The organism is Planctellipticum variicoloris, assembly GCF_030622045.1.
Lineage (GTDB): Bacteria > Planctomycetota > Planctomycetia > Planctomycetales > Planctomycetaceae > Planctellipticum > Planctellipticum variicoloris.
On record NZ_CP130886.1, the window covers coordinates 5,023,863 to 5,045,623 of the forward strand.

Below are 21,761 nucleotides of genomic sequence, written 5' to 3' on the forward strand. Positions count from 1 at the left end.
CCCGGAAACTAGCCGTGAAACTCCGAAAAGATCAGCGAAATGTTCTGACCGCCGAAACCGAAGCTGTTCGACAGCGCCGCCTTGACGCGGGCCTCGCGGGCCGCGTTGGGGACGTAGTCCAGGTCGCAATCGGGATCCGGGGTCCGATAGTTGATCGTCGGCGGCAGGACCCCGTCGCGGATCGCCAGCAGGCAGGTGATGGCTTCGACGCTTCCGGCCGCGGCAATCAGGTGTCCGAGCATGCTCTTGATGCTCGACACCGGGGTCTTGTAGGCGATTTCGCCGAACGCATGCTTGATCGCCGCGGTCTCAACCCGGTCGTTGACCTCGGTGCTGGTGCCGTGGGCGTTGACGTAGTGGATGTCGGACGGGTTCAGCTCGGCGTCCTTCATGGCCATCCGGATGCAGGCCACGGCGCCGCGGCCTTCGGGATGAATATCGGTGATGCGGTATGCGTCTGCAGTGGACCCATAACCCATCAGTTCCCCGTGGATTCGGGCGCCGCGCTTCTTCGCGTGTTCGAGCTCTTCGAGAATCACCATTCCGGCGCCTTCGCCCAGCACGAAGCCGTCGCGGTCCTTATCGAACGGGCGGGACGCTTCCTGCGGGCTCTCGTTGTGCGTGGAGAGAGCGGTCAGCAGATTAAAGCCCGTCACGCCGAACGGATGGATCATGCTGTGCGCGCCGCCGGACAGCATGATGTCCGCGTCTCCGCGGCGGATCAGCTCGGTGGCTTCTCCGATGGCCTGGCTGGAGGCGGCGCAGGCGGTCAGGCAGTTCAGGTTCGGTCCCTGCGCGTCGAACAGGCTGGCGAGATGCCCGGCGGGCATGTTCGGTTCCTGCTCCAGTTCCGTCTGAGCGTGGAGGCTGGCCAGCCCCCGCCGGGTGAACTCCTCCAGGTCGACCTGGCCGTCCTTCTGAGAATCGGCGATCATACTCATCACGAGCATGAAGTCCTGCTGGCCTTCGCCTGCTCCGAGATAGACGCCAAACCGGGCGGGATCGTAGGCGTGACTCCCCAGACCGGAATCGTCGAACGCCTGCCGGGCGGCCCCGACGGCGAAGCGAATATTCCGGCCGGAGAATTCGAAGCGGCGGGTATCGTCGACGTAATCGCTGAGGTCAAATCCCTTGACCTGCGCCGCGAACTGCGTCGGGAAGCCGCTGGCGTCGAAATACGTGATCGGACCGATGCCGCTGCGCCCTTCGCGGAGCGACTGCCACATCGACTCCACGGTGTTTCCCACGGGCGTAATCACGCCCATGCCCGTCACCACCACACGCCGTCTCATGGTTTGACCTGTGTTCTCGTTCGACCAATCGCCGACCGTCGCCCCAGTCAGGCGGTCGCTTTGGCCGTGTACAGTTTAACCCGCGGTCGGTCGCTCACCAACCGCGGTCAGCCCGCTGCATTCGTTCCATCGCCGGCCTTCCCGACGTCGAGGACTCCCAGAAGCCGCATGGAGAAGACGAAACTTCTCTGATCGACCTTGACCCCGCCGACCGCGGATTCGTTCGCGTGGGCGAACACGATTTCCCCGTCGGCCACCAGCCGGTCGCCGACCGTCGCCTTGACCTCCACCATGCCCCCCTCGGAACGGACGTCGGTCAGTACCGCTTCGTAGGTGAGGGTATCGCCCGGCGTCGCCCAGCTATGGAAGGTCATCTTCGGCACTTTGGCGAGGACGACCACGTGTTCAAAGTCGTAGACTTCCCCGAGCAGAATCCCCCCGGTCTGAGCCAGCCCCTCCAGAATGAGGGTGTTCGGCATGACCGGGAAGCCCGGGAAATGGTCGTGCAGGTGTTCCTCGGCCAACGAGACGTTCTTGATCGACCGCGCACGTTTCCCGCGTTCGAATTCGACGAATCGGTCGATCCACATCCAGCGCATGCGGTCAGTCTTCAGTTGGCGAGAATGGTCTCAATGTTCACGCGCCTGCCCGTTCAAAGCGGTGAAACACCTGCGATTGCTGATGCATTTCGGCAGTTCGAGGAACTCCTCGCGTGCTCACAACGAGCCGCGAGGAGTTGCCGTCGTTGCCGCCGTCGGCGTTGCAGCTCTTTAGGCCGCGAGCTTCCGTTCCAGGAAGTTCACGATCATGGTGACGGTGAACAGATCCTGGATGTTCTCCACTTTCGGATCCTTCGCCAGCGAGTCGACGTCCGCGTGCGGCATGCGCTTCTTCAGTTCGACGAGGCCTTCCGGCGTAACGACGCCGTCCTTGACGAACGTGGAATCGGCCGACGCGAAGTTTTCGGGAAACAGCTCGCCGCGCGGAATCTTGACGCTGAAGTTCTTTTCCAGGCGGAAGACGATATCGAGAAAGTCGATCGATTCCGCTCCGAGGTCGCCCACCAGCGTGGATTCGGGGCTGACTTCGTCGTCGTCAACGCCCAGCGCATCGACCAGCGTGCTCCGCACCTTGTCCAGAATTTCGTCGCGAGTCATCCCAGATTCTCCTGCATGGCAGTCGCGTCGACAGTCGACGCTTTCTGCTCGTGCAATCTTTCCCGCCCCGGCCGAGTTAACTCGTCAACAGCAGCCTGCCGGGGCGAGGCAGCAGACCGTTTGACCCACAAAATTTTCGCACTCGATCGCCCGCAGTCCGACCACCCCAGCCGAGCCGCGAACAAGTCGTCTTCAAGATCCGCGCTTATCCCATGCCGCCGAGCGTCAGTCCCCCGTCGACTTTCAAAGTCTGCCCCGTGATGTAGCTCGACTCTTCGGAGGCGAGGAAGTGAACTGCATTCGCAATGTCCTCGGGCTTGCCGAGCCGGCGGACAGGAATCGACTGCTTGATCTTGTCGCCGAAGGAATTCACGACGGCGACGGTCATATCGGTTTCAATGAAGCCGGGAGCAACGCAATTGACGGTTACGCCCCGCTTGGCGAGTTCTGTCGCCATGCACCGCGAAAACCCTTCGATGCCGGCCTTGCTGGCGGCGTAATTGACCTGCCCGGGATTCGAAAAATCCGCTGCGACGCTCGACATGTTGATGACGCGGCCATAGCGCTGCGACATCATCGTCCGCGTCGCCGCCTGGCAGAAGTTGAACACGCCGGTCAGATTGGTGTCGATGACCTGCCGCCACTGGTCCGAAGTCATCGTGGCCAGCAGGCCGTCGCGCGTAATGCCGGCGTTGTTCACGAGAATGTCCAGGCGTCCGAAGGCCGTCGTCACCTGCTCGACTGCCTGATCGGCTTCTTCTTTGCTGCTGACATCGGCCTTGATGGCCAGAACTTCGGAGCCCTGAGCCTTGAGCTCCGCGGCCAGCGCCTCCGCGGCCTCCTGGTTCGACTGGTAGACGAACGCCACTTTAGCGCCGGCGCCGGCCAGGCGGGCGACAATGGCCCGACCGATCCCGCGACTGCCTCCAGTCACCAACGCAACACGACCTGTCAGATTCATGGAAAGCTCGACCTTAATAGTATTTTCAGCGCTGCGGCTGTTCCGCCGGCTTTGTGATATTTGCGGCTCTGGCCTGCCCGCGACCCGGTCAGGCCGACTGTTCGACCGGCTGACGCCAGATCTGCGGCAACAGTTCCCGCCAGGTCTGAATCTGCAATTCGTCGGCTCGGGCGAGATCGGCATGCCGATCGGCCAAATTCAGCACTTCCAGAGTGATCCGCGCGGAGACTGCCGATCCGCCGTTGACGGTTCCCGATCCTTGCAGATCCCATAGACTGCCGGTTGTTTTCTTGACGGTCAACTGCAACTGCAGTTGATCGCCCGGCGCGACAAAGTTGTTATACCGGACCGCCCGGGTTTCCTTGAGCATCACCGTGCTGTGCGCGAAATCCTCGCTGCAACGCACCAGCCAGGCGCCGGCCTGCACCAGCGATTCCAGCATCAGAACGCCCGGCAGCACGGGGAATCCTGGGAAATGGTCGGCCAGATATTCCTCCGCCAGCGACAGATTCTTCACCGCGCTGATCGACTTGTAAGGCGTCAGTTCGGTAATGCGATCAATCAGCAGAAACCGCATGCCAGTCCATTCCCGGAGCAGAAAACCCGGCGCCGTCGGCCGGGAGAATCGAGCCATGTTAGGGAAATCGCATAACGCACACAACCACGACTCCCCCCTACCATCGGGCGGGAAGACCGGTCGTCTCAAGCTGCAGGAAAGGGGATCTCGCCGAATCCGCTTACTGGGAAAGGATTTGCAGTCTGGAGAAAGCCTGCGGGCCAGCCTGGGGGATTCCAAGATCCTGAGGCGGTTTTGCGTTGCAACGCGTGACGGCTAAAAGCGTTGCGGAGGATTTGAGCGGTTTCCCGCGGCGTCGGGCGAGAATCTGCGGGAACTTGGGAGGTGATTCTCCGTTGCACATGCTCGCAAGAACACGAGAAGGCGGCGACACCAGTGCTCTGAACGGGCTGGCTCATCCATGCGAACGACGGGGTGCAGTGCCGCAGCAACTGCACCCCGTCGTGGAAATTCGCAGGAAGCGTTCGAGGTCCGTTAGTACGTCCACTCAAAACCGAGGCTCAGGTTGTTGGTGTAGTACTTCGACCGATTGTTCGCCAGGCTCGGATTCACCGGATACGCGTCCCAGTTGATGTTGTCGCTGGGCCGGTAGACTCCGCCGATCAACAGGAAGGTGTAGCCGATCTGGAAGCTGGCTTCGTTGAAGACTCGCAACTTCCGGAAGCCGGGGAGATACGAGAAGATCTTTGAGCGAGCGTTAATCGACTGTTCAAACATGGGCGAAATATAAGTCGTCGTACTCTCCTGGCGGAACCGGGTCGCGGCGATATCGTGCCGCGGCATGACCGTTCCAACTCCGCCGAAAGTCCCGTTGCCCTGAGCGTCATAGGCGATGACGCCCGGATCCTGGATGTACGACCAGGCGTCGCCGATGTTGTAGCCCTCGACATAGCGACGGGCGTTGTTGGCCAGGAGTCCGAATTTCGTCTCGGTCCACAAGGAGAAGCCCTCGCCGCCGAGATCCATTCGCACGCCGATCTCCGGGCCGCCGAGCTGTGACCGCAGATTGGATCGCAGATAGGACTTCATCACATCGGGCGTGCTGAAGAGAGGTTCGAACGTCGTGGGGGTGCCGACGGGCTGAGTCGTCGTCGTACCGCCGCCAGTGCCGCCGCCGCTGCCCGTCGTGGCCGTTGCGTTCTGGATCGTATAACCCATGCCGCTGTCGACGCCGGCGAACTGGAAGTCTTCCTGCAGATTGATGTAGCGACCGCCGGCCAGCCCGCGGAGTTTGACGGAGTCGCCGTCCACGAAGCTGTTGAAGTAGTAGTCCGCGTTGCCTCCGTAGAGCTGCGACTTGAGCTGCAGATAAACGGAGATGTCGAAGGGGATCACAGTCCCCGGCTGGCCGTCGCCGTCCGAGTCATAGCCGGCCAGCGGCAGCCCCATCCAGGCGTGCAGGTGGAAGTTGTAGCTTCCCGGCACAATGTTGTCGTAGCTGTTCGGGTCCAGATTCAGGAGCGGGTCCGAGAGCAGCAGGTCGGCCTGCGCATTGCCGGTATAGAATCCCGAGATCAGGAAGCCGGTGTCGTCCGGATTCCAGAAGCCCCACCGGCCCCGCAGACCGCCGGTCAGGAGCGATTCGACGATCACTCCGACGTTCTGGTTCGGAAACACCTGGACGTCGAGGGTTCCTGTCGTCCCGCCGCCGCCGCCACCGCCGGTGGAACCGGTGTTGTTCTCCCGGTTCGGCCCGAGATCGATGAACGGCTTCTCAAAAAACTGTTGATTGTGAAACGGGCTCTGGACCCCGGGAAGATCCATGAGCTGGTTGACGCCGCTGGCCCCGATGGGGCTGTGGGGCGGTTGTCCGGTCAGCGTCACGAGGGCTTCGAGGTCGAAGAAGAATTTCCGCCCTCCGAAGCTCTGCTTGCGGAACCAGTTCCCGTTTTCGTACCGGGTCTGGTCCACCGCCGGCCCGGCGTATGGCGACACCCCCGGCCACGGTTGAGCACCGGGTGGAAATCCGGGGGATTCCATTCCTGGATAGCCGCCGGTGTAACCGGGCGGACCATCGTAAAAGTACGCGCCCTCGGGGCCTTGTTGAGCCAAAAGCGGCTCTGCACCCGCAGCCAGTGCGAGCATTCCACCGAGGAGACGTGACAGCCAGTTCCGTGTCCGCATCAGTCGTTCCCTGACTTTGAACACCACGCGATGTGGGATAGGAGCGAGTCAGTGATGACGCCGCCAGCGCGCATGATCCAGCGCCTGCCGCATGTATCGGATGGGCGGCGCGGCAAGCTGTATCGATTGTTCGGAAGTTTCCGAAATTGTCGCCTGAATCGATCGTATCGATGGAGGCGGGCGCCGCACCGGCAGGGGCTGCCGGTTGGGATGCGAACGCTCCGTTTCAGGTCGACCAGAGTGAGGTCGTGGCGGCGGCCAGCGCCGAGAGGTCGTGCAGCCGTCGGACGCCGCCTGCTCCCGCAGTCGAGATGGTCCGGCGCAGCTCCGAATCGCGAAGGACTTGCGCCAATCCCTCGGCCAGTGCGGCGGGATCGTCCGGCGTCACCAGCAGCCCCCCGCCCGTGGAACGGACCAGTTCGGGAAACGCGCCGTGCGCAGGTTGAACGACGGGCAGCCCGTTGGCCCAGGCTTCCAGCAGAAAAATCCCTTTGGGCTCGTGGTAGCGCGTCGGCACGGAAAAGACGTCGAGTCCTTCGAGGAATCCAATCTTCGCGGCCAGCGTGCCAGGGCTCCCAACATATTGGAACCGATCGCCGAGCGGGGCGGCAAGTTTCCCGACGCGATCAAAGAAGTCCCGATGGCTCTCTCCGAGGTAGCCTCCGGCTCGCAATCGGACGTCGGGGAACTCGCGCTGCAGCAGGACGATCGCCTCCACCAGCAGATCCAGCCCCTTGGCCGGATCGATCCGGGCGAAGTAGCCGACGGTCGGCGGCGATCCGAGCAGAGTTTTCGGAGTCCCGGTGTGTCGGACGCAATCGATCGTTAGCGGAAGCCGATGAATCCGCTCCTGCGGCAATTTCAGCCGCTCTCCCATGAACCGGCGGTAGTATTCGCTATGGGTGATGAAGCCGTCGAAGTCGCCGGTGATCTCCCGCAATCGGGTCCAGGATTGCGTCCGCCAGGGTTCCGGCAAGGCGTCCAGAAAGATGTCGTCCCCCTGCAGGACGCACCAGATCCGCCCCCGAAAGTGACTGCGCAGGGCGGATGCTCCCGCGCCGAGCATCAGATTGCTGAAGCAGACGACATCGGGCGCCAGTTCCAGCAGGTGCCGGTTCAGGTCCCCCAGGGCGGCCCGATGCGGACCATGATTCCCCTGCAGCAGCGACATCGTCAGGTCGCCGAGCTCGGGGGCGCTATTGCTCACATTGCCGCGGCTCGCCAGTCGCAGAATCCACGCCGCGTCGAGCCAGCGCTTGAAGATCCGCGGCAGCCGCCGCCAGAAGGGAAACCGGGCATCCAGGTAGACGTTAATGCCGCCGACGTAGACGTGGCGGTCGCTCAGGCTCTCCTCGTCGAGCGTGAGGGGCGTATAGAGCGGCAGCAGCACCACGTCGTGTCCGGCCTGCTGGAGCGCCCGCGCCCAGGTGTTGTCGTGCATGCACGACCCGCAGAACATGCCGGCGCCTCCGGCCGTGACGATCACGATGCGCATGAGATTCGTCCGTCGTCAGTGGTCCGTCGTCAGTGGCCGGACGCTGTTCGTTTCCCTCAACTCTCAACGTCTTCGATGTCCAGCCAGTTCTGGCCGACGGAAACGTCCACGATCAGCGGTACGTCGAGAGTCAGCGCGTGTTCCATCTCTGCTTTCACCAGCGCGACCAGTGACGGAACCGCGTCCACGGGCGATTCCAGCACCAGTTCGTCATGGATCTGGAGCAGCAGGCGGGCCGGGTGTTGGTCCCGCTCCAGCCGGTTGTGGACTCGGATCATCGCCTGCTTAATCAGGTCCGCCGCCGAGCCCTGAATGACTGTATTAATAGCAGTCCGCTCCGGCATCGTCCGATTGCGCGACCGCTCGGAGCGCAATCCCTCGATCGCCCGCCGTCGCCCGAGGATCGTCCGTGCATAGCCGGTTTTCGCGCACTCGACCAGGGTCTGATCCAGGAAGGCGTCGACTCCGGCATACCGGCTGAAGTATTCGTCGATAAATCGGGCGGCGTCGTCCTGGGTGATTCCCAGAGCCGCCGCCAGGCCATAGGGGCTTTGTCCGTAAATTACGCCGAAGTTGACGGCCTTGGCGACCCGGCGCATATCGCTGTCGACGTCCTGCCGGTCGACTCCGAACACATCCGCCGCGACCGCCGTGTGAATGTCGACGCCGTTGGCGAAGGCTTCCACCAGCACCGGGTCCCGGCTGAAGTGGGCCAGCATCCGCAGTTCGATCTGCGAATAGTCCGCACACACGAGCCGCCAGTCGGGGTTCTCCGGGACGAACGCTTTGCGGACCTGGCGTCCTGCCGGGGTCCGGATGGGAATGTTCTGGAGGTTGGGGTCGCTCGAACTGAGCCGGCCGGTCGCCGCGACCACCTGGTTGAACGACGCGTGAATCCGGCCGGTCTGCGGGTTGATCAGCGCCGGCAGCGCGTCCAGGTAGGTTCCCTTGAGCTTCGACATCTGCCGATGCTCGATGATTTTGAGCGGCAGGGGATTGTCGGGGCGGAGCGTTGCCAGTTCTTCCAGCACATCCTGATCGGTGCTGGGGCCGGTTTTCGTCTTTTTGCGGACTGGCAGTCCCTGCTCTTCGAACAGGACCGTCCGTAACTGAATCGGCGAGTCGATGTTGAACGGATGGCCCGCCAGATCATGGATTTCGTGCATCAGCGTTTCGAGCTGGAGCGTCAGCGTTTCGCTCTGCGCCCGCAGTTCTGCGGCGTCGACGCGGATGCCGCGATATTCCATATCCGCCAGGACGTGAATCAGCGGTCGTTCCAGATCCCAGTACAGTTTCCAGAGGTGATCGGCCTCAAGCTGCGGGCGGATCAGGTCGGCGATCTGCAGTGAGCAGTCTGCGTCTTCCGTCGCGTACTCGGCGACCTTTTCAACGGCGATCTCGTCCATTCGCTTCTGTTTCGCACCACTGCCGATCAGCTCCTTGATCGAAATCGACGGGCGATGCAGGTACTTATCGATCAGCGTTTCCAGATTATGCGACCTGGCTCCGGCGTCGAGCAGATAGTCTCCGACCATCGGATCCAGCCCGAGATTCCGGATTCGGATCCCGGCAGCCCGCAAGACGATCAAGTCGAACTTGATGTTCTGATTGATCACCTCAATGTCTTCCCGTTCCAGGATCGGCTGGAGCGATCTCAGCACGTCGTCGTGGTTGAGAAGCTGGCTTCCGGCAGGGCCTAGCACCGGCAGATAGTGGCCGGTTCCAGCCGTCCAACTGAACGCCCAGCCGACGATCCGCGACTGCAGCGGATCGAGTCCTGTCGTCTCAAGGTCCACGCAGAAGCGGCTTTGCGACGAAAGCTCTGTGACGAACGCTGTCAGTTTTTCCGGAGTGTCGACGGTCTCCCAGCATCGATCCTGAGCGACCTGGCCCGGGTGCTCGGGCTGGGGCGCCGGCTCCGATTCCGGTTCGTCGTCAAATAATCCGCGTGCGACGACCTTCGCCACCGGCGGCGCAAACTGTTTCACGTCATCAACGAGCTTGCGGAAGCCGAGGCGGCGGAAGACATCCTGAAGGTGATGCACGTCCGGCTGGGTGCATCGAGAGGCTTCCCAGTCGAAAACCAGCGGCAAGTCGGTCCGCAGCCGGACCAGTTCCCGGCTCATGCGGGCCTGATCCGCGAATTTCTTCAGGTTCTCCCGCAATTTGGCTCCGGGAGCATGCTCGGCATTGGCCAGCACGTCCTCCAGGGTCTGCCAGTCCTTCAGGAGCTGGGCCGCTTTTTTGGGGCCGATGAGCGGAATCCCCGGCACATTGTCGACGGCGTCACCGACGAGCGACTGAAAATCGACGACCTGATCGGGGCGGACTCCCCAGTCCTCGAGCAGCCCCGTTTCGTCGAGGTAGCTGTTTTTGCGAAAATTGAACAGTTTGACCTGCGGGCCGAGGAGCTGTCGTGCGTCTTTATCACTGGTGACGATGCGGACATCCCGGCCGTGCTCGACCGCTTCCCGCGTGAGCGTGGCGATCACGTCGTCCGCTTCCCACCCCGGAAACTCGATCAGCGGAATCCGAAAGGCTTCGATCACTTCCCGGACAAGTCCGATCTGTGGCCGCAGATCCTCGGGCATTTCCGCACGGTTGGCTTTGTAATCCGGAAAGATCCCCAGGCGTTCACCTGGCCCGGAGGAATCCCAGGCGCAGATCAGCCAGCCGGGACGATGATCTTTCAGCAGGGTCACCAGATCCCGGCTGAACCCGAACACGGCGTTTGTGGGCTGTCCCGCCGGGCTGGTCATCGGGGGGATCGCATGGAAAACCTGGAAGATCAGCGAGAAGCTGTCGACAAGATAGACGGTCTCGGCCATGGGGGCGGTTCTCGATGGGGGAGCAACGGCAGAACCGGAAGCCCGGTAAATACTTAAGTCTCGCAGGAAATTATGGTGCCGCAGCCGCGTTTCCACCAGCGCCACCGTCAGAATCGGTACGCTGATCGAGTTCGCGGCGGAGTCGATCTTTGCTCCCGGTTTCGAACGGAGTCCTCCGCCCGGTTCGTCGAAACAGAGTCTGGAGACGTGCGCCCGCGTGTCTGCTCCGACCGGAACATTCGCCGCCGATCGACGAAGTCCGGCCCCGCAGACCCCTCGGGCGCCCCGAAAGTTCTTGACGACCGTATTCGAGACGATCAGACTGGGAAGTTGACTCAAGCCTCCCTGAAGTCCTGAGCCGGGGAGATCCTCCCGGAATCAGGAGCCGTGCGGGGAGCGGTGTGCTTTGCCAGTTCCGGTCACATCGCAGCGTATTCTGAATCTTCAATCTGATGCAGAGGTTCTCCACCGGCGCGACGGCGGAATGGCGAACCCCTCTGGAGCAAGTACATGGCGGCTGCTACCAACAAACCCGGTTGGCCCCACTACACCGCAATCACGTTCTTCCTGACGACCGTGATTCTCGGGATCACGACGTATCTGTCCGTGAAGGACGCCTCGACGAAGGGTGCGACGCTGATCTCGCTGGGCGCCGAGAAGCAGACCAGCGAGACGGCCCGTCGTCAGCTTGACGAGGCGGTCCAGGCCATGAAGACCGCGATGGGGGCGCTGCTCGAGCAACCCTACGATGCCCAGAACCCGACAAACGCCAACACGGTGGTGGGACTCTTCAATCAGAAGCTCGCCGAACTTGGCGGCGAGCACCGCGGAGCGAACGGTCTCGACACGCTCGACAAGTTGCGAACAGCGCTGAACACGGCGATCGCCGATCGCGACAATATCAAGGCGACGCTCGAAAAGACTAACGCCGAGCTCCTCGCCCTGCGGGATCAGTATCAGAAGACGGTCGATTCCAGCGAAGATAAGTACAAGACAGCCAAGACCGATCTGACGACCGAACAGACCCGCTTCAAAGAACAGGTCGATCAGAAAGAGCAGGAAGTCACGGAGCTCCGCAACGATTACAATCAGGCCCAGACAGAACTGCAGCAGGAGAAGGACAGTCGCGAAGCGGAGCGGAAGAAGGCGGCGGAAGACGTCCAGAAGCTGATTGCGAATATCGAACGTCTCCGGCGGCAGCTTCTCGATACCACGCGTCAGTCATTCGACGAGGCGCAGGGCAAGATCGTCCGCGTGGACAGCTCGACCAACCTGGTCTGGATCAACCTCGGCGAGCGGGATTTCCTCCGTCCGCGGATCAGCTTCAGCGTCTATGCCAAGGACGTGCCTGGCGTCGCCCGCGGTCCCCAGGATGTGAAAGGTAAGATCGAAGTCACGCGGATTCTCGACCAGACCACGGCGGAAGCCCGGATCGTTGACGAAGATTTTAAGCGACCGATCACGCAGGGCGACCTGATTTACACCCCGCTCTGGAAGCCGGGTCGCGTCGAAGTCTTCTCCATCGTCGGTCTGATCGATCTCGACGGCGACGGACGCAGCGATCGCGAAGCCCTGCACCAGATTATGGCCGTGAACAACGCCAAGTTTGACAACGAGATCAACGACAAGGGAGAGCCGGTCGACGCGAACGGCGATGTTCTGACGGAAGAGGAAGCCGGCCACGTTTCGGAACAGACGAAGTTCCTGATTCTGGGCGACATTCCGGACGAAACGACGCTGGTCAACGACGACGACAAGGCAGCCGCCCGCGCCATCAACAAGGAAGCCAAGCGACTGCAGGCGGAGGCCATCATCAACGGCGTTGACATCATCAAGTTGAACGAGTTCCTGTCGTACGTCGGATTCCAGCCGAAGCGCCGTCTGTTCCAGGCAGGCCAGGAAAAGCCGTTTAACCTGCAGGCCGGTCGGCCGGAGCGGCCGACGGTCAGCACGGGACAGGTCTCCGGCGCTCTGAGCACCGGCAGCCGGAATCGCCCCCAGCCGCAGAAGACGTCGACAGGTGTGACTTCCGGTCAGAAAAAATAGCCCGGTCAGATTATCGACGGTCCATCGGACGCCCGGAGATTGTCCTGAAGTCTCCGGGCGTTTTCGCGAAATGGCGGAGCCGTCCGCTCTGGCGAAAGTCCACCTGGTGTGACAGCATGCTCCGCATGTCGTCACTCCTGCCATTTCTGGTGACTGCCGTCGCCGGCGCTGCGATCACTGCCGTCGCCGTCCGCCGCGTCGCGGCAGACGGACGCTGGCGGAACTGGCAAACCCGGACTGTTGCGTCCGTCGTGTCGGTGCGCGGTTCGGGTGGCGAACCGCTGTTTCTCGCCGGGTGGCCGATTCTTGCGGCAGGACTTCTGCTGGTCTCCAATTTCGCCAGCGATGACACCGCATCCACGCAGGGGGCCTGGACCGGCGTGGCATGGCTGGCGGTTCCGCTCGCGCTGGCCTGTCTCCCAGCGACGGCGGATGAATCGCCGCCGGGGGATGCCGCGTGAACGAGGAGCTTTTTCAGGCCACGGCAGTGATCCTGTGGCTGGCGGCCTGGAGCGCCGCGGCAGTGCTCCGTCTCGGAACGGCGGAGGCTCCGCAGCAGGCGCGCGGGTTCGACGGTCGTCTCCTCTGGCGTTCCGGCTGGTCGGTCGTCCGGGGGGCTGGTATTCACGACCCGTCCGCGGTCGCCTGGGGAGGAGCCAGCCTGACGGCCGCGTGGCTGGCTTTGGTCGCATTTCCGGATGGCTGGCTCCGACCTGACGCGATCCCGGGGTTGTCGATCTCCGGAGTTGCGCCGTGGATCCCGAGTCTTGGGCTGTTGCTCCTGAGCGACTTGTGCTCACGGCAGGCGCGTGGCGAGACTCGCGGGACGGCGGCGCCCTGGCAGGGCTGGTGCGCCGCTGCTGCCTGGTCCGCTCCCGCGGCGTGGGGCGGACTGACGGGGACCGGGGGTGATCGCGCCGAGTGGTCTGTTTTCTGGCTTCCCGCCGCCGCCGCCGTCTGGTTGCTGGCGTGCACCGCCGATCTGCATTCCGTGGAAACGGATCCCGGCCTGTCCCGGCTCGCGGGAGTCCTGCGGCGCTGGCTGCTGTTCGGTCTGGGAATCGTCGTCTTCTGGGGCGGCGGCCGGCTGCCCGGCGTCTCGTCGATCAGTCCGACGATGGAATGTCTGGTGTTACTGGGGAAAATCCTTGCCCTGGAGCTCCTGCTGTCGCTGGCGGTCTGGCGCTGGCGAAAGGGGACTCCCTCCCCGGAAGTCTGGCTGATTGCGACGCTGATCGGTCTGGCCGGCGGGCCGCTGACGATCGCGCTGATCGACGGACTCGGGAAGGATCGATTGCTGGTCGCCTTGTCGCAATGGCTGGTGCTCGTGTGCGGCGTGCTGATCGCGAGACGGTTCGCCCGGCTGAATTCCGGGCATGCGGCTGGCGACAGTCGCCGCACGGTCCGGTAGTCTGAATGGGAATCGGTCGAGCAGCAGTTCCGCATTTCGACCCGCCCCGGAACTTCCCCGAAGGACCGCCAATGGATGGAGCCCGCCTGCCGGTCTGGTTGATCGTCCTCGCCGCGATGGTCTGGGGAGCGGTTGTTGCGTGGCGCTGGACCGCAAGCCATGCGGGTTGGCGGTCTGTGGCCGGCCTTTCGCTATTGGCCTATCTGGCGATGCTGGGCCTGCAATTGAAGCTTCCCGCGCCGTCCGGTTCGTCGGCGACTTCGATTCTGCTGGCCGTCGGCTGCGGAACGGCCGCTCTCGCAATCGGCGCAAATTCGTCCCGGCTGCTCCTGGCGGCGTGGCTGACAGTCGTGCTGACCGTATCGGGCGCACTGCTTGCGATGGGCGAGGCCGCGGGAGCGGCGCTGACCATGATTCTCAGCGCCGGCGGTTTCCTTCCCTGGTGGGCGACGAGCATAAACAGTCGTGATGTCGCGGAAGTTGCGGGCGCGGAGCAGATCGAGCCCGTTCCGCCCGCCCCTGTCGCAACGATTGCCGCGCTCAGCGGCCTCACGCTGGGGATCTGGGGAGCGATTCACTCGGCGGCAATTCACGAGGCGGGCAGGGTCTCGCCCGGAGGGCAGCATTCGGCTTTGCCGCGTGATATCGTTTCCGAAACCGAACTCCCGGTTCTCGCGGCCGCCCCTCAACGGGTGTCGGCCTGGTCCCGCCCCGAGCTGCTCGGCACTTTAGGAATCCTGTTTTTCGTGGGCATGCTGGGGGTAACGAGCAGCGACTCGAATCTTGCGGCGGGGGATCGGCAGCACATCAATCCGGCCTGACTCCGCCTCGAAACATCACGGAACCGCATGGGCGCCTGGAACAATACGCTGCTCCTGGGATCCACCCTGCTCGCGACGGGAGTGGCGGGGTTGCTGCTGCGCCGCGACGGTCGTTCGGGACTGGTCAGCCTCAGCATCGCCTGGCTGGGTCTGCCAATCCTGATCGGAGCGGCGCGACTCCTGCATCCCGATGTGGAGACGACCGCGTCCATCCCCGTCCTGCTGGCCGTCCTTTCGGTCTACCTGGTCCTGGGGGCCGGCCTCCGCGGCAACGGTCTCGACGAGACCGAAGTCGGCGATGTCGATAGCGACTTCACCGGGAAAGACGTCCTGGCCGATCGCGTTCCCCTGCGAGACTGGTCGACGGAACTGATGACCGGTTTTCGGCAGAGCGCGATATCCGGTCTCGATCGTTCCGGCGAGGATGGGCGGCCGTCATGACGTTCCCGTCGGATGTCGTCTCTCTGGCGGTTCTCGTCACGTTGCCGGCGATTGGTACGCTGATCGCCAGCGGGTTGTCGTCGCCGAAGAGTTCGCGATTCGCGGCGCGCAGCTTGACCTCTTGTTATTGGCTGGCCGCCGGTCTGGCGGTCTGGATGGTCGTTAGAACGGACGCCGCTCCCGTCGACTGGAACGCCGGGACATGGCTCAGCGTTCCGGGTCGCGTCGCCTGGAATGCCCACTGGTGGTGGCGCGCCGAACCGGTTCGTTTGTGGTGGGTTGCAGGCATTCTGGGCCTGGCTGCGCTCACGGTGACGGGGCCGATGCGGGACTCCCAGGGATCGGGTTCGCGATGGCATCTCTTGTGCTTCGGAACCGCACACGCCGCGTGCGCCGCCCAGTGGCTCGCGGCGGAGCTCTGGCTGATGCTGCTGCTCCATGCGGTGGTTGGCGTCGCAACATTTTGCGCATTGGGAGCCGGATCCGTCCGCCCGACGGCCGGTCCGGCGGCGCGGAAGTGGCTGGTCACCAGTTTCGTCGGCGACGCCTTCCTCCTGGCTGTGATTGTTGTGTTGTTGCCGTCGGTGGATGTCGGGTCGAACTGGAACAGCTCGACGGTGCTGGCGCAGGTTGGCGAACGACTGCCGCCGTTGCCCGGAGTGATCGCGGCAGCCCTCGTGCTGGGTTCTCTGGCAAGAGCCGCACTCTGGCCGTTCAACGACTGGATGCACGAAGTCACCGAAGGGCCTGATCCGCGGGCGACGCTGCTTGTCGCGACTGCGGCCTGGCCCTCCGGACTATGCTGGCTTGTCCTGGCGGGGCCGTGGCTCACTGAAACTCCCGCTGCGCAACTGGTCGCGGCCGGGCTGGGCCTGTTGACCGCGGTGACCGCTCCATTTTTCGCCCTCAGCCAGGCCTCTCCCCGACGAATGGTCGGCTGGTTGCTTGCTGGAAACTCAGGTCTGCTGGTGGCCGCGCTGGCGCTGTCGCCGGAGTTTGCAGGCGCCAGCGGGCTGGCCGGGCTGGGGCTGATGGGCGCCGGGGTCCTGCTCTGGCGACGTGTCGAAGGCGTGGATGCCGGAACAATTCCGGAGCTCCGCCTGGCCCGCCAGCCGACCTCCGGGCAGGGATTCTCGAATTGGACGACGTCAATTCTCGCGCTCTGTCCGGCCGTGATGTTCGTCGCAGGACCACTGCTGCTGAATGTCGCCGGGCAGGAGGTGAACTGGTTGCCGTACGCGCCAAGTGCCACGTCTCAGTCACTGAAGGCGGGCCCGGTACTCCCCGGGATGGCCGTCGCTGGCGCGCTGGGGATCGCGATTGCATTGCAGGGCGCCGCCGCAGTCCTGCTCGCCCGGCGATCGGCCGTTCGTGCCCGTGGCGACCAGGCGGCCTGGATCCTGGTGCTGCCTGGAATGGCGGCTCTGTTCCCGCTGGCCTGGCTCCGGCTGTCTGCAATACCTGCCGGAGGATGGACTCCGTTGCTCGTCTCCAGCGGGATGATCGCGGGAGCCGTCCTGCTCGGTGCGGTTGCTGCGATCCTGCTGCGGCCATTCGTGGCGAAGGGAGCCGCCGGCTGGGATTCTCTGAGCCGGCTCAGTCGCCAGCGGCTCCACCTGGACGGAGCGGTGTTCCTGCTGGTGAATGTTCCGGTCCGGGCTCTGGCTCAATTGGGGCGGTTCTGCGAGTGGTTTGTCCTGGACGGCCTGTTCTACGGCGAGCTCGCCCGGATGCCGGTGCGGGCCGGTCGGGAACTGCGTCGACTGCAGACGGGGCAGCCGTCGTTCTACGCCCTGGCCGCGGTCCTGATCACTGGAGCCCTGCTGATGACATTGCTGCAGATTCGCCCCTGAGGAACTTCATTGGTCTCAGTTCTCGACCATCTGCCGCTGATCCTCGTCGCGCTGCCCCTCATCGGAGCCGTGCTGACCGGGGTCTTCGCGCACTTTGGTTCGGCGCCAATCGCTCGCCAACTGGCCCGCTCGAACGCGATTCTGACGCTGGCGCTCGCCCTGCTGATGGCTGCCCGCTTCGACGATCGGTTGTCCGAAGACGGCCGTGCTGCGTCGCCGCAGATGCGGACGACGGTCCTCTGGCTGGCGGACGCCCCGATCGATGCGCCCGGCGGCATCACCGGCCTGGATATTCGCTTCAGCCTGGGAGTCGACGGTCTGAGCCTGTGGCCGTTGGTGACGACCGCGCTGATCGTCTGTGCCGTGCTCTCCAGCCGGCGTCCTGCCGCGATGGAGGAATCGACGGCGTTCGAGGTGCTCGTCCTCTGCCTGTCATCCGGCGCGATGCTGTTGTTTGCCGCCCAGGATGTTGTTCCGTTCGCCATCGGACTGCAGTGCGTGGCGGGCGTTTTCTTTTTGCTGATCGGCTGGTGGGGCGGTGCGGATCGACGTGCCGTTGCGATGAAGTTCGCCACGTACTATGCCGCTGGCGGCACGCTGATTCTGCTGGGCCTGGCGGGACTGGTGATCTCCGTGACCTGGATTCGGGGCGAACTCGATCCCCGCCGGACGGCGCTGCTGTTCGATCTGCCGACGCTCATTGCGGATGGCCAGCGGCTTTCGACGTGGAGCGAAACCACGGCGATTCACTGGTTTGCCGTCGCCCCGTACCTGTTTCTGGCGCTGCTGGCCGGGTTCGCGATCCTGACGCCCGCGTTTCCACTGCATCCCTGGTGGACATCGCTGGTCGCTGAGGCCGCCGCACCGGTCGCTGCACTCGCCGCCGGGATTCTGCTGAAGGTCGGACTCTATGGATGGCTCCGTTTCGTGGCTCCGCTGTTCCCCGCTGAGTGTGTCGCCTGGGCGCCATGGCTCAGCGGACTGGCCGTGCTGGGATTTCTGCAGCTTGGACTGGTGGCCCTGGCACAGAACGATCTCCGCCGGTTTGTCGGCTGCGCGGCGGCGGCGCTCGTGCAGCTCGAAGTTGCAGGTTTCTGGACGCTGTCCAGCAGCGGCTTTGCCGGCGGAGCCCTGCTCAACCTGGCTCTCGGTTGCAGTCCGGCCGCGGCATTCCTGCTGATCGGCGCGCTCGAAGATCGCTACCGCACGCGCGACATCGACGCGTTTGGCGGTATGGCGGCCCACTATCCACGACTCGGACTCTGCCTCGGCGCCGCGCTGCTCAGCCTGTCCGGACTTCCCTGGCTTGGCGGCTGGGCCGCGTTCCTGTTGATCGTGACTGCCGTCGCCAGCTCGGGCGGACCGCTGACTGTCCTCCTGCCCGCGATGATTAGTCTTTCCTGGGGAGCGATCTGGATCCTCCAGCGGACGCTGTTCGGTCGCTTCCGCGAACCGCTCCAGGGGTTCCAGTTCTCGGCGTCTTGGATGTCGATTGCTCCCGACGGACGGCAGGCCGCCTGGTCCACGTCCGAAACCGATTCGCCCTCGGATGCGCAGGTCGTCGGCCGGCTGCCGGATCTCGGCTTTCGCGAGATCGCCCCCGCGATCATGCTGCTGGCAGTGTCTCTGGGCCTCTCGCTGGCCCCGCAAGTTTTTGTGAAAACCCTCAAATCCGGCCTGACGTTGTCCGTCTCGCCGTATGAAGTGCCGCCGCCACGAGTTGTCGCTCCTGGCCAGGCCGGGGGGGAGGAGGAATGATGCCTTTCCCCGAGGCCGCTCTGTACCTCTTCGCCGGTGGACTCCTGCTGTGCGTCGCGGTCAGGCGGCGCATCGTGAGTGTGATTGCCCCTCTCGAACTGCTGACAGTCACTGCCGCAGCGGCCGCGCTGCTACGACCCAGCGCGGTCTCGACGGCATTCGACAGCAGTCGTCTGACCGCCGCGTGGGATCTGCTTGTTGTTACGGTTGTTGCAGTCACGCTGCTCCTGGCCCGTGACTGGCGCCGCCAAGGGGGATCGGTCGGACATGCCACGGGTGTGGCGGCGCTCGCCGGGGGTCTCGTGGTTGTCGCCTGCCATGCTCGCGACTGGCTGGCGCTTGGCGTCTGCCTGGACGGCCTGACGGTCGCCGGTCTGCGACTGATCGATGATCGCTCCACTCCCGCGCCGCGACGGCTGTGGCCGGCGTGGCTGGGCAGCCTGCTCTTCTGGTGGGGAGCGGCATTGCTCCTGAACTTGACCGGAACCTGGGATTTTGAGTCGGCACGGGCGCTGTTCGTCGACAGCTACGCCGTCAACGGAAACCATCCCCCGGTCGGCAGTCCCTCGATCCTGGGAACTGCCGCGTCGGTCCTGATTGTCGCCGGTCTCTGTCTCCGGATGGGAGTGCTTCCCTGGTCGATCTGGACCCTCGACGGCGGTACGACGGTCCCGCTCTGGAGGGGGGCCTGCTGGCTCGTTCTCTGGCAGCTCGCCGGGGTCGCGACGCTGCAGCGGCTGGAAGTCGATACGCTGGCCGGCCTTGAGCCGGCAGCCATCACAATATTGATCGTTTGTGCCCTGGCGGCCTCATTCGGCGGCAGCGCGCTGGCCTCCGCCCACGACCGTCTGCGATCGCAGCTCTTCGGGCTGGGTCAAGTTCTCTGGGCCTGGCAACTCGCCGGTCTGGCGGCTGTGATCGCGGCCGAAGCTCTGCCGGTCCATACGGTCGGCGGTCATTCCGGGCAGCCCGGCGCACTTGGCTGGCTAGTGCTGACTCAGCTCACGTCGCTGGTCACCTTGCTGGGGTTCACCGCAGTCTGGCAGTCGTTGCGGCCGTGGGATCGTCCGATCGAACACGCGGCCGACTTTACCGGATGGGGTTCGCTGACGCCCCTCCGTTCGGGGCTGCTGCTGGTTTTCGCTGTGTCATTGATGGGACTGTGGCCGTCCCTTGCCGGCTGGTCGCGCTGGGGAACTCTCCTATCGGGCCTGTCTGCGGTCCAGTCGCCCTCGGAACCCGCTCCGCACGGTGGCGTCCGCCTGCTGCTGCTGGCGCTCGTCCTTCCCACGGTAGTCGCAGCCACTGTGATCTTCCGCTGGTGTCGTCTGCTGCTGCTGGAGCCGCCTCTCGCCAGGCCGCAACGGCCGCCGCTGACGCTGGCCACGAGCACCGCCGGGCTGCTGGCGGCGGTCCTGATCGCGGGGGGCCTGAACCCCTCCCCGCTGCTCCGCTGGGTGTCGCTCGCCGGGGTTCGCAGTCCGGTGGCGAGGCAGATTGACCCGGCAGGACGGCCCGGTTCCGCCGAATCTCTGGGCTCCGTTGACGGACGGGCGCCTGTTCCAGGCGGGCGACCGTTCGGAGAATTCGCGGGGAAGTCTCCGCACGGATCCTGATCGAAATTTCGATCCGCAAGCTGCAGAGAGCACAGGCTTTGCAAATCGCATCGGGGCTCGTCAAAATGTCCGGTCCCGCCGAGGGTTTCGTCCGGCGTATTGCCGGGACGCTTCGTAGTTTCGCATCATCTGACGGATTGAGGAGTTTTCATGGCCAGTGTGAAGTCCCTGGCGTCTGCCGCATTGTCCGAGGGCAAAGGCGTGCTGCGCCTGTCGCCGACCTGGGTGCCCCGTTCGTTCCTGCAGCCTGGCCGCCGGCTGAAACTGCACCCGCACGATTACTACGCACTCGGCACGCACCGCGGCGGCATTGACGAACGCTGGTTCGCCTCGACGACCGAGGCCGCCAACGAAGGCCGCAGCCACGACGAAGGTCTGAGCTACTGCGTTGCCGGCGGCGAGAAGTTCCTGCTGCGCGACGCCGTCGCCGAGCTGGGCGCGGAGATGGTCGGCGACCATATCTGGGGCAAGTACAAGAAGTGGCCCGTTTACTCGAAGTTCTTCGACAACATGGGGCCGATTCCGCACCACATGCACCAGAACGCCGAGCAGGCCAAGCTGGTGGGGCAGGAAGGCAAGCCCGAGAGCTATTACTTCCCGCCGCAGCTCAACAACGTGGGAAACAATTTTCCTTACACGTTCATGGGACTGGAGCCCGGGACGACGAAGGATCAGGTTGTCGAGTGTCTCAATCGCTGGAACGACGGCGACAACCGCATTCTCGATCTGTCGAAAGCCTACCGCCTGCAGGTCGGCACCGGCTGGCTGATTCCGCCGTGCATTCTGCACGCTCCCGGTTCGCTGCTGACCTACGAACCGCAGTGGGGCAGCGACGTGTTCGGCATGTACCAGTCGATGGTCGAAGGCCGGGCGGTCCCCCGCTCGCTGCTGGTCAAGGACTTCCCCAAAGAGAAGCACGACGACAATCAGTACCTGGTCGACGCGCTCGACTGGGAAGGGAACGTCAATCCAAACTTCAAGGACAGCCACTACCTGGAGCCGATCGTGGCTTCGGGGAGCGACAAGGACGGTTACGTCGATCGCTGGATCGTCTATGGCCGGATCAAGAGCGAGCAGCTCTTCACCGCCAAGGAACTGACGGTCAATCCGGGCGCGAAGGTGACGATCAAGGACGGCGGCGCTTACGGCTGGATCACGGTCCAGGGCGAAGGCCGCGTCAACGGTCTGAAGCTGCAGACGCCGGCGATGATCCGCTTCGGCCAGATGACCGAAGACGAAGTCTTCGTCACCGCCAAGGCGGCGGCGGACGGCGTGGTCTTCGAGAACACCGGCAGCGAACCGCTGGTCGGCCTGCGGTACTTCGGGCCGGAAGCGCAGCCGGGAGCTCCGGCAGTAGGGACTTACAAGAGTTAGGTCGCCG

Annotated in this window: 17 protein-coding genes; 9 read left to right on the forward strand and 8 right to left on the reverse strand. The window is 64.0% G+C overall.

The window, feature by feature from the left end:
• Positions 1-8 precede the first annotated feature (8 nt).
• The 8 genes from fabF to polA all read right to left on the reverse strand — a co-directional run bounded on the left by fabF (position 9) and on the right by polA (position 10,773).
• Positions 9-1,292, reverse strand: a complete 1,284-nt coding sequence (gene fabF / locus SH412_RS19520; protein WP_336519690.1) for a beta-ketoacyl-ACP synthase II — start codon at positions 1,290-1,292, stop codon at positions 9-11.
• Between the two features lie 107 nt (positions 1,293-1,399).
• On the reverse strand, positions 1,400-1,891 hold the full coding sequence (locus tag SH412_RS19525; protein WP_336519691.1) for a 3-hydroxyacyl-ACP dehydratase FabZ family protein: 492 nt from the start codon (positions 1,889-1,891) through the stop codon (positions 1,400-1,402).
• 171 nt (positions 1,892-2,062) lie between these two features.
• Positions 2,063-2,449 carry an acyl carrier protein gene (locus SH412_RS19530; RefSeq protein ID WP_336519692.1) on the reverse strand — a complete coding sequence of 129 codons (387 nt, stop codon included), beginning with the start codon at positions 2,447-2,449 and terminating at the stop codon, positions 2,063-2,065.
• Between the two features lie 205 nt (positions 2,450-2,654).
• Positions 2,655-3,410 carry a 3-oxoacyl-[acyl-carrier-protein] reductase gene (fabG, locus tag SH412_RS19535; RefSeq protein ID WP_336519693.1) on the reverse strand — a complete coding sequence of 252 codons (756 nt, stop codon included), beginning with the start codon at positions 3,408-3,410 and terminating at the stop codon, positions 2,655-2,657.
• Between the two features lie 88 nt (positions 3,411-3,498).
• A complete protein-coding gene (locus tag SH412_RS19540; protein ID WP_336519694.1) occupies positions 3,499-4,044 on the reverse strand; it encodes a 3-hydroxyacyl-ACP dehydratase FabZ family protein in 546 nt (181 codons plus the stop codon).
• A gap of 417 nt (positions 4,045-4,461) precedes the next feature.
• The gene (locus tag SH412_RS19545; RefSeq protein WP_336519695.1) at positions 4,462-6,111 is read right to left on the reverse strand and encodes a hypothetical protein; all 1,650 of its coding nucleotides are present in this window, start codon (positions 6,109-6,111) and stop codon (positions 4,462-4,464) included.
• 226 nt (positions 6,112-6,337) lie between these two features.
• On the reverse strand, positions 6,338-7,606 hold the full coding sequence (locus SH412_RS19550) for a glycosyltransferase family 4 protein (RefSeq protein WP_336519696.1): 1,269 nt from the start codon (positions 7,604-7,606) through the stop codon (positions 6,338-6,340).
• Positions 7,607-7,662: 56 nt separating this feature from the next.
• Positions 7,663-10,773 (reverse strand): DNA polymerase I, encoded by a 3,111-nt coding sequence (gene polA, locus SH412_RS19555; RefSeq protein WP_336519697.1) that lies wholly within the window; start codon positions 10,771-10,773, stop codon positions 7,663-7,665.
• A gap of 171 nt (positions 10,774-10,944) precedes the next feature.
• Here polA and SH412_RS19560 point away from each other — a divergent pair, with 171 nt between their 5' ends.
• The 9 genes from SH412_RS19560 to SH412_RS19600 all read left to right on the forward strand — a co-directional run bounded on the left by SH412_RS19560 (position 10,945) and on the right by SH412_RS19600 (position 21,754).
• Positions 10,945-12,480: an OmpH family outer membrane protein gene (locus SH412_RS19560; RefSeq protein ID WP_336519698.1), complete on the forward strand. Its 1,536-nt coding sequence runs from the start codon at positions 10,945-10,947 to the stop codon at positions 12,478-12,480.
• Positions 12,481-12,596: 116 nt separating this feature from the next.
• Positions 12,597-12,941 carry a hypothetical protein gene (locus SH412_RS19565; protein WP_336519699.1) on the forward strand — a complete coding sequence of 115 codons (345 nt, stop codon included), beginning with the start codon at positions 12,597-12,599 and terminating at the stop codon, positions 12,939-12,941.
• Positions 12,938-13,891, forward strand: coding sequence for a hypothetical protein (locus SH412_RS19570; protein WP_336519700.1), 954 nt, complete (start codon positions 12,938-12,940; stop codon positions 13,889-13,891). The genes SH412_RS19565 and SH412_RS19570 overlap by 4 nt, the downstream gene beginning before the upstream one ends.
• 71 nt (positions 13,892-13,962) lie before the next feature.
• Positions 13,963-14,712: a hypothetical protein gene (locus SH412_RS19575; protein WP_336519701.1), complete on the forward strand. Its 750-nt coding sequence runs from the start codon at positions 13,963-13,965 to the stop codon at positions 14,710-14,712.
• A gap of 27 nt (positions 14,713-14,739) precedes the next feature.
• The gene (locus SH412_RS19580) at positions 14,740-15,153 is read left to right on the forward strand and encodes a hypothetical protein (protein ID WP_336519702.1); all 414 of its coding nucleotides are present in this window, start codon (positions 14,740-14,742) and stop codon (positions 15,151-15,153) included.
• The gene (locus SH412_RS19585) at positions 15,150-17,006 is read left to right on the forward strand and encodes a proton-conducting transporter transmembrane domain-containing protein (protein ID WP_336519703.1); all 1,857 of its coding nucleotides are present in this window, start codon (positions 15,150-15,152) and stop codon (positions 17,004-17,006) included. The genes SH412_RS19580 and SH412_RS19585 overlap by 4 nt, the downstream gene beginning before the upstream one ends.
• Before the next feature lie 9 nt (positions 17,007-17,015).
• On the forward strand, positions 17,016-18,764 hold the full coding sequence (locus tag SH412_RS19590; protein WP_336519704.1) for a complex I subunit 4 family protein: 1,749 nt from the start codon (positions 17,016-17,018) through the stop codon (positions 18,762-18,764).
• Complete coding sequence (locus SH412_RS19595) at positions 18,761-20,380, forward strand: hypothetical protein (RefSeq protein ID WP_336519705.1); 1,620 nt, start codon at positions 18,761-18,763, stop codon at positions 20,378-20,380. The genes SH412_RS19590 and SH412_RS19595 overlap by 4 nt, the downstream gene beginning before the upstream one ends.
• A gap of 150 nt (positions 20,381-20,530) precedes the next feature.
• Positions 20,531-21,754, forward strand: a complete 1,224-nt coding sequence (locus tag SH412_RS19600; protein WP_336519706.1) for a class I mannose-6-phosphate isomerase — start codon at positions 20,531-20,533, stop codon at positions 21,752-21,754.
• The last annotated feature ends 7 nt before the right edge of the window (positions 21,755-21,761 follow it).